Annotated in this window: 9 protein-coding genes; 8 read left to right on the forward strand and 1 reads right to left on the reverse strand. The window is 71.9% G+C overall.

Annotated features, from left to right (window positions below):
• The 4 genes from ABZ272_RS01665 to ABZ272_RS01680 are packed head-to-tail and all read left to right on the forward strand — an operon-like array spanning position 1 to position 6149.
• The gene (locus tag ABZ272_RS01665) at positions 1 to 2325 is read left to right on the forward strand and encodes an HAD-IB family hydrolase (protein WP_355047946.1); all 2325 of its coding nucleotides are present in this window, start codon (positions 1 to 3) and stop codon (positions 2323 to 2325) included.
• Positions 2322 to 3581 carry a zinc-binding dehydrogenase gene (locus ABZ272_RS01670; protein WP_355047947.1) on the forward strand — a complete coding sequence of 420 codons (1260 nt, stop codon included), beginning with the start codon at positions 2322 to 2324 and terminating at the stop codon, positions 3579 to 3581. Before ABZ272_RS01665 ends, ABZ272_RS01670 begins: the two co-directional genes overlap by 4 nt.
• Before the next feature lie 50 nt (positions 3582 to 3631).
• A complete protein-coding gene (locus ABZ272_RS01675) occupies positions 3632 to 5209 on the forward strand; it encodes a lactate racemase domain-containing protein (protein ID WP_355047948.1) in 1578 nt (525 codons plus the stop codon).
• Positions 5210 to 5222: 13 nt separating this feature from the next.
• Entirely contained in the window at positions 5223 to 6149 is a 927-nt protein-coding gene (locus tag ABZ272_RS01680) for a lysophospholipid acyltransferase family protein (protein ID WP_355047949.1), read from the forward strand.
• 38 nt (positions 6150 to 6187) lie between these two features.
• On the opposite strand, the gene ABZ272_RS01685 is transcribed toward ABZ272_RS01680, so the two are convergent.
• The gene (locus tag ABZ272_RS01685) at positions 6188 to 6637 is read right to left on the reverse strand and encodes a hypothetical protein (protein WP_355047950.1); all 450 of its coding nucleotides are present in this window, start codon (positions 6635 to 6637) and stop codon (positions 6188 to 6190) included.
• A gap of 231 nt (positions 6638 to 6868) precedes the next feature.
• Here ABZ272_RS01685 and ABZ272_RS01690 point away from each other — a divergent pair, with 231 nt between their 5' ends.
• The 4 genes from ABZ272_RS01690 to ABZ272_RS01705 are packed head-to-tail and all read left to right on the forward strand — an operon-like array spanning position 6869 to position 11316.
• On the forward strand, positions 6869 to 8407 hold the full coding sequence (locus ABZ272_RS01690) for an aldehyde dehydrogenase family protein (protein ID WP_355047951.1): 1539 nt from the start codon (positions 6869 to 6871) through the stop codon (positions 8405 to 8407).
• Positions 8404 to 9534 carry an acyl-CoA dehydrogenase family protein gene (locus tag ABZ272_RS01695; protein ID WP_355047952.1) on the forward strand — a complete coding sequence of 377 codons (1131 nt, stop codon included), beginning with the start codon at positions 8404 to 8406 and terminating at the stop codon, positions 9532 to 9534. The genes ABZ272_RS01690 and ABZ272_RS01695 overlap by 4 nt, the downstream gene beginning before the upstream one ends.
• Before the next feature lie 8 nt (positions 9535 to 9542).
• A complete protein-coding gene (locus ABZ272_RS01700) occupies positions 9543 to 10826 on the forward strand; it encodes an aminotransferase class III-fold pyridoxal phosphate-dependent enzyme (RefSeq protein ID WP_355047953.1) in 1284 nt (427 codons plus the stop codon).
• Position 10827: 1 nt separating this feature from the next.
• The gene (locus tag ABZ272_RS01705; RefSeq protein ID WP_355047954.1) at positions 10828 to 11316 is read left to right on the forward strand and encodes an SRPBCC family protein; all 489 of its coding nucleotides are present in this window, start codon (positions 10828 to 10830) and stop codon (positions 11314 to 11316) included.

Below are 11316 nucleotides of genomic sequence, written 5' to 3' on the forward strand. Positions count from 1 at the left end.
GTGAATTACAACCCGGGTGACCGACCCGCCACGCCGAACTGGTCTCTCGATGGTGCCCACGTCCTGCTCACCGGGGTGACCGGGTTCCTCGGGCAGGCAGCGCTGGAGCGGCTGCTCGCCGACCACCCCAACACCCGGGTGACGGTGCTGGTGCGTGGGCGCGGCGCGACGTCGGGCGCCGACCGCGTCGCCGGGCTGGGGCGCAAGCCGGTGTTCCGCACGCTGCGCCGCCGGATCGGCGGGCCGGCGCTCACGCAGCTGCTGGCCGAGCGGGTCAGCGTTCTCGAGGGCGATCTCACCGGCTCGGTCCCGGCGCTGCCGGACGACCTGACCGCCGTCCTGCACTGCGCGTCCACCGTGTCCTTCGATCCGCCGATCGACGAGGCGTTCGAGGTCAACGTCGGCGGTCTGGTCAACCTCTACGACGCGGTCGTCGCGCTGCCGCGACGTCCGCACGTGGTCCACGTCTCCACGGCGTACGTGGCCGGCGCCCGCAAGGGCGTGGTGCCGGAGGCTCCGCTGGACCACGACGTCGACTGGCAGGCCGAGCTGACCGCCGCGCGGGCCGCCCGCGCCGAGGTGGAGCGCGCTTCCCGCCGCCCCGAGGCGCTGCGCGCGCTGTTGGCCGAGGCCCGCGCCGAGCACGGCAAGGCCGGCCCGCAGGCGACGGCGCGGGCCGCCGAGGAGGCGCGGCGTCGCAAGGTGACCGAGCGACTTGTCGACTACGGCCGGTTGCGTGCGCACAGCGTCGGCTGGCCGGACGTCTACACGTTCACCAAGGCGCTGGGGGAGCGGGTCGCCGAGCAGTACGCCCGCGACGAGGGGCTGCGCCTGTCCGTGGTGCGCCCGGCGATCGTGCAGAGCGCGCTGCGTCATCCGTTCCCCGGGTGGTTCGACTCCTTCAAGATGGTGGACCCGATCATCCTGTCGTACGGGCGCGGAACGCTTCCGGACTTTCCCGGCCTGCCCGACGCGGTGGTGGACATCGTCCCCATCGACCTGGTCACCAACGCCCTGCTGGCGGTCGCGGCCGTCGAGCCGGAGCCCGCCGCGCCGGTCTACTACCACGTCGGCACCGGCGCGCGGAACCCGCTCACCCAGCGCCAGCTCGACGAGAACATTCGCAACTACTTCCGCCGTCATCCGTTGCCGGAGGCGGGTCGGGGTCACATCGCGGTGCCGACCTGGCGCTTTCCGGGCGCGAGCCAGATCGAGCGCCGGCTGCGCGCCGGCGAGCGTGCCGTCTCACTCGCCGAACGGGCGCTGCTGCGGCTGCCGGCCTCGCCGCGCACCCGCGACTGGATGACGAAGGTGCACAAGGAGACCAAGCGGATCGAGTCGCTTCGCCGACTGTCCGACCTCTACGGGGTCTACACCGAGGTCGAGGCCATCTACACCGACGGCAACGTGCTGGCGCTGCACCGCCAGGTGCCCGAGGAGATGGTCAGCCGGGGCAGCTTCGACGTGGCCGAGGTGGACTGGCCGCACTACCTCCAGGAGGTGCACTGCCCGGCCATCACCGCGCTGCTGCGGCAGTCGGTGACCCGGCGTCCCCGCTCCGGCGGGCGCGGGCCGCTGCCCGAGGGCCGCGACACGGTGGCGGTCTTCGACCTGGAGGGCACGGTGGTGGCGTCCAACCTCATCGAGACCTTCCTGTGGGCCCGCCTGTCCGACCGGCCGAAGGGCGGCTGGGCCAAGGAGTTCGCCGCGCTCGCCGGCGCCGCGCCGCGCTACCTGCGCGCCGAGCAGCGCAGCCGGGGCGAGTTCATCCGGACCTTCATGCGGCGGTACGCGGGCGCCTCCGAGGAGGCGCTGCGCGAGCTGATCCGTGAGCGGATGGGTGACGCGCTGCTGCGGCGGGCGCTGCCGGAGGCGATCCGGCAGATCCGCGCCCACCGTGCGGCCGGCCACCGCACGATCCTGATCACCGGCACCGCGGACATCCTCATCGAATCGCTGCGACCGCTCTTCGACGACGTGGTCGCGAGCCGGTTGCACGTGCGCGACGGCGTCCTGACCGGCTTCCTGGCCGCACCGCCGTTGGTGGGCGAGGCCCGCCTGGCCTGGCTCCGCCACCACGCCGACGACATCGGCGCAGACCTGCGCAGCTCGTACGCGTACGGCGACAGCTTCTCCGACCGATCACTTCTCGAGGGGGTGGGCAACCCGGTGGCCGTCAACCCCGATCCCAAGCTGTACCGCCACGCGAAGCGCCAGAACTGGCGCATCGAGGAGTGGGGCGGGCACACGGTCGGCGCGGTCGAGAACATGGTCGAGCTGACCACCTCGGCCGCCGGCCCCGGCGCGCGGGGAGCGGCCCGATGATGCCGGCCCTGGAATACCGCCAGTCGACTCCCCGCTTCCTCGCCGCCCGGGGCGCCAGCTCCACCAAACTCGGTGGCCGGATGTCCGGCGTGCTCGCCAGCAACGTGGCGCCCCTGCGCCTGGTGCACCGGGCCGAGCCCAGCCTGCCGTCGGGCGACTGGGCCCGGCTGCGACCGCTGCTCTCCGGGATCTGCGGCTCGGACGTCAGCCTGCTGACGGGCCGCTCGTCGCCGTACTTCGGAGCGGTCGTGTCGATGCCCTTCGTGCCCGGGCACGAGGTGGTCGCGGAGACCCTGGACGACCTACCCAACCTGCCCAAGGGCAGCCGCGTCGTGGTCGACCCGGTGCTGTCCTGCGCCGTACGCGGCGGGGAGCCCTGCCGGTGGTGTGTCGCGGGGCAGCACAGCCGGTGCGACCGGGTCACCGCCGGTCGTGTCTCCGCCGGCCTGCAGACCGGCTACTGCACCGACACCGGCGGAGGCTGGGGCCGGCAGATGGTCGCGCACGCGGCCCAGTTGCATCCCGTACCCGACACGATGGACGACCGCCGGGCGGTGCTCGTGGAGCCGCTGGCCTGCGCGGTGCACTCGGTCCATCGGGCGCAGGTGCCGGCCGGGGCGGCGGTGCTGATCGTCGGCGCCGGCACGGTCGGCCTGCTGACCCTGCTGGCGCTGCGTGCACTGACCAAGGCCGGCCCCATCTACGTGGTGGCCAAGCACGCGCACCAGCACGCCCGTGCCCGCGAGCTCGGAGCCACCGAGGTGTTCCAGCCGTCCCGCGCGGCCCGCGCGGTACGGCGGGCCTGTGGCGGCACGCTGGAACAACCCATGATCGGCGGCGACTTCCTCCTCGGCGGGGCGGACGTGGCCTTCGAGTGCACCGGGGCCGGTGCCGGCCTGGACATGGCGCTGCGGCTGGTCCGGGCCGGCGGCACGGTGCTGCTGTCCGGGATGCCTTCCGGCGGGGTGGACCTGACACCCGTGTGGTTCCGGGAGCTGAACCTCGTCGGGTCGTACGCCTCCAGCGGCAGCGCGGCGGCGAGCCCGAAGGCCGAGCCCGACGGCGACGCGCAGGAGGCCGACGAGCCCGTCGGCGGCACGTTCGCCGAGGCCATGGCGCTGGCCGCCGAGGCGCCCCTGGACGGCTACGTCGACGCGATCTACCCGCTGTCGCGGTGGCGCGAGGCGCTCGGCCACGCCGCCAAGGCTGGGCAGTTGGGCGCCGTCAAGGTCGCCTTCGACCCCAGCCGCAACTGACCCAGCAGCCCGACGCACACGCACGAGCCGGAACGACGAAAGGACAATTCATGAGCAGACCTGGCTTCGTGCTCGAGGTCGACGAGCGTACGCCGCCGCTGCTCGTCCACCAGGGGGAGGGTTTCCTCCTCGAGCGGTTCCCGCTCGGCACGCGGGTGGTGTACCCGCCGGACTCGCTTCCGCCCATCGCCAACGTCGACGCCGCCATCCAGCGCGCGCTGCTGCACCCGGTGGACTCGCCGCCGTTGCCCGACCTGCTCCGCCCCGGGATGCGACTGACGATCGTCTTCGACGACCTGTCGCTCCCGTTGCCGCAGATGCGCCCACCGGACATCCGGCAGCGGGTGATCGAGAACGTGCTGGAGCTCGCCGCCGAGGCCGGTGTGGACGACGTCGAGCTGATCGCGGCGAACTCGCTGCACCGGCGGATGACGCCGGCCGAGCTGAAGCGGATCGTCGGCGAGCGGGTCTTCCGGGCGTTCTTCCCCAAGCACCTGAAGAATCATGACGCCGAGGATCCGGATGGTCTGGTCCACCTCGGCACCACCCCGCACGGCGAGGACGTGGAGATCAACCGGCGGGCGGCCGAGAGCGATCTCATCGTGTACGCCAACATCAACCTCACCGCGATGAGCGGCGGCAGCAAGTCGGTGACCGTGGGTCTCGGCTCCTACCGGAGTCTGCGCCACCACCACAACGTCCACACGCTGCGCCACTCGCGCTCCTTCAACGACCCGCCGAATTCGGCCATGCACCACTCGTACGACCGGATGGCCGAGGTGCTGGGCGAGGCGGTCAAGGTCTTCACGGTCGAGACCACCCTCAACCTCGACTCGTTCCCCAACCAGGTCGGCTTCCTCAACAAGCGCGAATGGGAGTGGGGGATCGGCGACCAGCTCTCCTACCTGGCCACCAAGCGGGCCAACGACCTGACACCACCCAAGCTGCGCCGACGCGTCTGGCAGAACAACGACGCGCCGTACGGGGTGACCGGGGTCAACGCGGGCCGTCCCGACTCGGTCCACCCGCTCACGCTCGCCAACGTGCACCGTCAGCAGCTCACCGAGGTACAGGGTCAGAGTGACATCGGCGTGTGGGGCCTGCCCTTCATCTGCCCGTACAACGTCAACTCGATCATGAACCCGATCCTGGTGATGTCGTTGGGCCTGGGGTACTTCTTCAACCTCTACCGCAACCAGCCCATCGTGCGGCGCGGCGGGGTCGGCATCTTCTACCACCCGATGCCCAAGGAGTTCCACCCCGTGCACCACCCCAGCTACATCGACTTCTTCGAGGAGGTCCTGCCGCAGACGACCGACCCGGCGGCGATCGAGGCGAAGTACGAGCAGCAGTACGCGCAGGACCCCTGGTACCGGCACCTGTACCGGACCAGCTACGCGTACCACGGCGTGCACCCGTTCTACATGTGGTACTGGGGGGCACACGCGATGGAGCACCTCGGCGACGTGATCTTCGTGGGCGCCGACCGGAAGACGGCGGCGGTGATGGGCTTCCGGGCGGCGTCCTCGCTCGCCGACGCGCTGGAGATGGCGCGCGACACCGTCGGGTCGAGCCCGAGCATCACCTACCTGCACGCCCCGCCCGTGACGCTGGCGGACGTCCGATGACCCGGGAGGCGACGTGCGCCTGATCGACGAGGTGAGGCTGCTGCGCGGCCGCCGCGACTGGCGTGGCCGGGCGACGACCCCTCGCTCCGCCGAGCCGTACGAGATCCGCCGTGAACGCTCCGAGTTCCCCACCGCCTGGGCCCGCACCCGGGCGGCGGGGGCGGTCCGTTTCGGCCTGCAGCGGGGCGTGCTCAAGTCGGTGGCCTGGACCCAGACCCATCCGGTCGTCCGGGGCACGGAGTACCTCGACGGTTTGCAGGGGCCCGCCGTCTTCGTCTCCAACCACGCGAGTCACCTGGACACGCCGTTGATTCTCGGCTCGGTGCCCCGTCGGTTCGCGCGGCGGCTGGCCGTCGGGGCCGCCGCCGACTACTTCTTCGACGCGCGCTGGCGCGCCGTCGTGACGTCGCTGGTGTTCAACGCCTTCCCGATCGAGCGGCAGGGTGACCGGCGGCTCCGCAGCCTCGCCACCAAGCTGCTCGGCGACGGTTGGAGCCTGCTGCTCTTTCCGGAGAGCAGCAGGTCCACCGACGGCTGGATGAGCGGCATGCGGTTGGGCGCCGCGCACCTGTGCTGCACGCACAACGTGCCGGCGGTGCCGGTCGCGCTGCGGGGCACGTTCGGCGCGATGCCGCGCGGCCGGAATTGGCCGGTTCCCGGCCGGCGCACGGTCGTGGTGCGCTACGGCCGGCCACTGTGGCCCCGCGAGGGGGAGGGGGCGCGGGCGTTCCACGAGCGGATGTCCGCAGCGATCGGCCGGTTGTGGGTGGAGGAGGAGGTCGGCTGGTACCGCTCACTGCGGACCGCGCCGGCCGCCGCCATAGCGTCCACCGCCGGGCCGCAGGCCGCCGAGTGGCGGCGGTTGTGGGAGTCGACGCGTCCGCTTCCCGCAGCCGACGGTCGGCCGGCCCGCCGCATCTGGCCGACCAGCCGATCCTGACGGTTGGACGACTCCCGTCCGGGCGGTCGGTGTGGGGGCTACGGCCGCTCGCGCGGGAGATCGGCGGTTGTCTGCCCGGCGGCGTTGCCGCCCGGGAGACGGTAACCGGCGAAGAAGACCGCCAGTCCCACCACGACGGTGAGCGCCAGCAGGGCGTTCTCCGCCACGCTGTCGACGGTTGGCAGCGCCCCCGCGTGGGCCAGGTGGAACAGCAGGTGGGGCGTGTTCGCGACAACCGACGCGGCCGCCGCGGCGAGACACAGCTCCCGCACCGGCCGCGCGGCCGCCCACCCGAGGACGACCGCCAACGCCAGGTAGGCGTAGCCCAGATCGGACAGCAGGTGCTCGTTGTACGGGCCACCGGCGGCCACCCAACCCGCGCCGAACGGGAACCAGTCGAAGAACCACCGTGGCGCGACGGACGCCGGCACGCCGAGGGCGAGCATCTGCGCGGCCAGTAGTGCCGAGCCGATCCGAATCCACCGCATGGGGTTCTTCCTGGGCGCTTGCGCGTCGTGTGTCGGCATCTTGCCTCTGCTCAAAGGTTCGTTGACACCCTTCAACGAGGGCATCTATGGTTCGACCGTTCCTCGACTAATGAATTAGTAGCACAGACTCGCTTATGGGAGGGGGCTGCGACGTTGCGATCGTACGGGTCCTACATCGCAGGTCAGGACGTTCCAGCGGACAAGTGGGTACATTGCCTGCGCGCCTCGGCGGTGCTCGACGACATGCTGCCCCAGCTCTCCCTGAAGCGTGACCTGGACCGCGGCCGTCGCCACGACGGCGACGACCACGCCAGCGTCCTGGCCCGCTGCGCGGTGGCCGACGACGCCGTCGTCGAGCAGGCCATCCAGGCCGCCGCGGCGGCGGCGCCCGTCTGGGGCGCGATGCCCCTTCGGGTACGCCTCCAGGTGGCGCACCGACTCCACGAGGAGCTGCGTCGGCGGCACGACGAGGTGGTGGAGGTCCTCGTCCAGGAGGGGCACCCCCGCGCGCTCGCCGAGTGGGAGCTGGCCGGGTGCCTGCACGGCACCAGCCCCGAGACGATCGGGCTGTGCGCGGAGCAGATGCACCGGGAGTACGACGACGCGAACCGGCGCCTACTGGTGGTACGCAAGCCCGACGGCGTGGTCGCGCTGAGCCCACCGCAGAACGCGGCGGCGGTCAACTCGCTGCTCGGCGTGCCCGCGCTCGCCGCCGGCAACGCGCTCGTCGTCAAGGCGCCGCGCGGGAGCCCCTACGGCGTGATGTTCGTGCTGCGCGAGATCGTGGCGCCGATCCTCGACGAGGTGGGTGCCCCACCCGGCACCCTGAACGTGGTCTGCGGCCCGCCCAAGCGGATCCTCGACCAGTTCCTGGCCAGCCCGCTCGTCGACGACATCTTCTACTTCGGCAGCAGCGAACTCGGCATCCCGCTCGGCGCGGAGGCGGTACGCCGCGGCAAGAAGCCGATCCTGGAGTTGGCCGGCAACGACGGTTGCGTGGTGTGGCACGACGCCGATCTCGACCGTGCCGCCGAAGCGCTCACCGAGAGCTTCTTCGGGTCCGGGCAGATCTGCATGGTTCCCAATTACGTAGTGGCCCACCCGGCGATCGCGGACCGTCTGCTGGCCCGCCTGATCAGCCACGCCCGCAAGATCCGGCCCGGTCATCCCGAGGACCCGGACGTGCTGTTGTCACCGGTGCTCAAGAGTGACCAGTTCGCCCGGTACGTCGAGCAGGCCACCGAGTGCGGCGCCGAGGTGCTCGCCGGTGGGAACCGGATGGAGCTGGACGGCTCGATCTCGTCCACCGGGGTGTTCGTCGAGCCGACCGTTCTGCGGGTCAACGGCCTGGCCGACGCCCGGGCGGTGTGGGCGGTGGCCCGGGAGACCTTCTTCCCGCTGCTGCCGGTGGTGGTGCCCGACCCGGACCACGGCGACGGCCTGCTCGACGACGTCATCGACTTCCTCAACGCCAACGAGTACGCCCTGCGCAACTCGGTCTGGACCGGCGACGAGTCCACGGTCGAGCAGTTCGTGGCCCGGGTGCACAACGGTGGCCTACTCAAGATCAACGATTCGCACATCGGGTTCGTCCCGTACCTGTCCACCCACGGTGGCGCCGGCCTGACCGGCGGCCCGGGGGGCGAGAGCAACTATCCAATGCTGCGTACGTCGCACCTGCAGGGCATCAGCATCGGCCGCGACGTCCAACCCCGGCGGGCGGCCCTCGCCTCCCCGCTGCGTGCCGAGCGGGAGGGCCTGGCCGCATGAGTTTTCTCGACACCGAGCGGGACACCTGCGAGATGCTGCTTCCGGGCCTGCTCAAGAGGCTCGGCGAGGTTCCCCTGATGGAGCTGGAACGCCCGGGTGGGCCGGGCATCGCCCTCTTCCGGGAGGCGGGGGGCGCGGGTCTGGTGGTGCCCAAGACCTACCGAGGGCTCGGCGCGTCCGCCCTCCAGACCGTGCGGGTCACCCGCGCCCTGGCCGCGCAGGCGCCGTCGCTGGCGGTCGCCACCACGATGCACCAGTTCTCGGTCGCCGGCCTGGTGGCCCTGGCCCGGGCGAACGTCGGGTTCGAGTGGATGCTGCTCGAGGCGGTGGCCACCGATCGCCGGCTGGTCGCGTCCGGCTTCGCCGAGGGGCACGCCGGTCGCGGCATCCTGACGCCAACCATGACCGCCCGGCGGGACGGCAGGAACTGGCGGGTCACCGGAGCGAAGCGCCCGTGCAGCCTCTCCGCCTCGATGGACCTGCTGACCGCCAGCGTCGCGGTGCCCACCGAGGACGGCGGCACCCGCCTGGGTGTGGCGCTCATCCCGGCGGAGTCGCCGGGCATCACGATCGAGCCCTTCTGGGCGTCGCCGGTGCTCACCGGCGCCGAGTCCGACGCCGTGCTGCTCAACGACGTCGAGGTGCATCCGGACCTGTTCGTCTACCCGGAGGTCGCGCTCGACGGCCAGCTCGACGACCTGCAGACCATCGGGTTCGTCTGGTTCCAGCTCCTGGTGACCGCGTGTTACCTGGGGGTGGCGTCGGCGCTGGTCGAGCGCGCCATCACCAGCGGCCGGGGACCGGTCACCGAGCGGGCGGACGTGGCGACCGCCGTGCAGGGCGCGGCGATCATGTTGGACGGCGCGGCACGGAGCCTCGACGACGGCGACGGCGGCAACGACGCCCTCGGCCGGGCGCTCGTGGTGCGCTTCGCCGCCGCGAACGCGATCGCCACGGCGGTGCGCGGGTCGGTGGATCTGCTCGGTGGGATGGCGTTCATCTCCTCGCCCGAGGTGGCCTATCTCGCCGCCACGTCGCACGCGGTCGCCTTCCACCCACCGTCGCGCGTGAGCACCGCCGCGGAACTGACGGCCTGGTTCGGCGGCCAGCCGCTCGTGGTCAGCTAGGAGGAGTGGTGACAGCCAGCAGCGTAGAGACCGATCACCAGGTACGGGAGCAGGTCCGGAACAACTACCGTCGGTTCCTGTCCCGGGGTCGCGCCAAGCTCGGCGACATGTTCGGCGGGCACGTCGAGGTCGGTTCCGAGGGCGCGTGGGTGTACACCTCGGACGGCGACCGTTTCCTCAACGTGGGCGGCTACGGCGTGTTCCTGCACGGCGCCCGGCACCCGGCCGTGGTCGCCGCGGTCGTCGCGCAGATCCAGAGCCATCCGATAGCCACCCGACTGATGCTGGAGCCGTCGGTGGCCGACGCCGCGGCCGCGCTCGTCGCGGTGGCGCCGCCCGGGCTGACCCGGGTGCACTTCGCGGGCTCCGGCGCGGAGGCCGTGGAGGCGGCCATCAAGATGGCCCGTGTCCAGGGCCGGCGCAGGCTCGTCTCGACCGTCAACGGCTACCACGGCAAGACCATGGGCGCGCTCTCCGTCACCGGGCAGGACCTCTACCAGCGCCCGTTCCGCCCACTGTTGCCGGACACCACGCACGTCGCGTACGGAGACATCGAGGCGCTGGGCGCCGTGCTGGCCGCCGGGCCGCCGGCCTGCGTGATCATGGAACCGGTGCAGGGCGAGGGTGGGGTGGTCATCCCACCGCCCGGCTACCTGCGCGAGGTGTCCCGACTGTGCCGGGAGCACGGCGCGTTCCTGGTGCTCGACGAGATCCTCACCGGAGTCGGCCGCCTCGGTCACTGGTGGGGCGCCCTCCGCGAGGGCGTGACACCGGACGTTCTGCTGGCCGGCAAGAGCCTGTCCGGCGGCATCGTGCCGGTCTCCGCCGTGGTCGCCACCGCCGAGGCGTTCCAGGCCTTCGACAAGGACCCGTTCCTACACACGTCCACGTTCTCCGGCGCGCCGATCGCGATGGCCGCCACCCGCGCGGCGATCACGGCCGCCACCGAGGACGGGCTGATCGAGCGCGCGGCGACGCTCGGCGACGAGTTGCTGGCCCGCCTGCGGGCGGTGGCCGCCGGCTACCCGCACCTGGTTCGTGAGGTACGCGGGGTCGGGCTGCTGATCGGCGTGGAGTTCGCCGGTCCGGGGCTGGCCGGCGAGGCGATCCTCGAACTCCTCAACGCCCGGGTGATCGTGAACCACTCGCTGAACGCCAGCGCCGTGCTGCGCCTCACTCCACCCGCGGTGCTCTCCGGCGACGAGGTCGCCCTCCTGGTCGACGCGTTCGACGGCGCGCTGCGCACGCTCGGCCACCGCTATCCGACAGCAGACCGGCTGGGGGTCCACTGACATGCGACGGGTCGAGATTCAGGCATTCCTTCCCGGTGGGGACGGCGGCGCGGTGTTCGACCAGCTGGTCGACTTCGAGCGCTACCCGCACCTGGTCGACGTGGTCCAGGCGGTGACCGTACAGTCGCCGGCCGACGCACGACGGGTCGTCAGCTCGTGGGAGGTCCTGTTCCGCAACGGGATCCTGGCCTGGACCGAGGCCGACGACCTGGACCGCGATCGTCTCACGATCGAGTTCGACCAGATCGACGGCGACTTCGACGAGTTCTCCGGCGCCTGGACGCTGCGCCAGGACCCGGACGGGGTGGCGATGACGTTCGTGGCGAGCTTCGACTTCGGTGTGCCCAGTCTCGCCAGCATCATCGACCCGGTCGCGGAGCGGGTCCTCACCGAGACGATCCACCACGTCCTCCGGGGACTCTTCCCGGCGGTGACCATCCCGGACGGCGTCCTGGCGACCGCGTCGGCCGGCGTCAGCGGGAAGGCCTGA

Origin of the sequence: Micromonospora sp. NPDC005979 (assembly GCF_040614415.1) — a bacterium.
Taxonomy (GTDB): domain Bacteria; phylum Actinomycetota; class Actinomycetes; order Mycobacteriales; family Micromonosporaceae; genus Micromonospora.

Excerpts from the sequence above, each read along its gene's own strand:
- ABZ272_RS01705 (WP_355047954.1), top strand. The coding sequence starts at position 10,828 with ATGCGACGGGTCGAGATTCAGGCATTCCTTCCCGGTGGGGACGGCGGC.
- ABZ272_RS01695 (WP_355047952.1), top strand. The coding sequence starts at position 8,404 with ATGAGTTTTCTCGACACCGAGCGGGACACCTGCGAGATGCTGCTTCCG.
- ABZ272_RS01685 (WP_355047950.1), bottom strand. The coding sequence starts at position 6,637 with ATGCGGTGGATTCGGATCGGCTCGGCACTACTGGCCGCGCAGATGCTC.
- ABZ272_RS01670 (WP_355047947.1), top strand. The coding sequence starts at position 2,322 with ATGATGCCGGCCCTGGAATACCGCCAGTCGACTCCCCGCTTCCTCGCC.
- ABZ272_RS01675 (WP_355047948.1), top strand. The coding sequence starts at position 3,632 with ATGAGCAGACCTGGCTTCGTGCTCGAGGTCGACGAGCGTACGCCGCCG.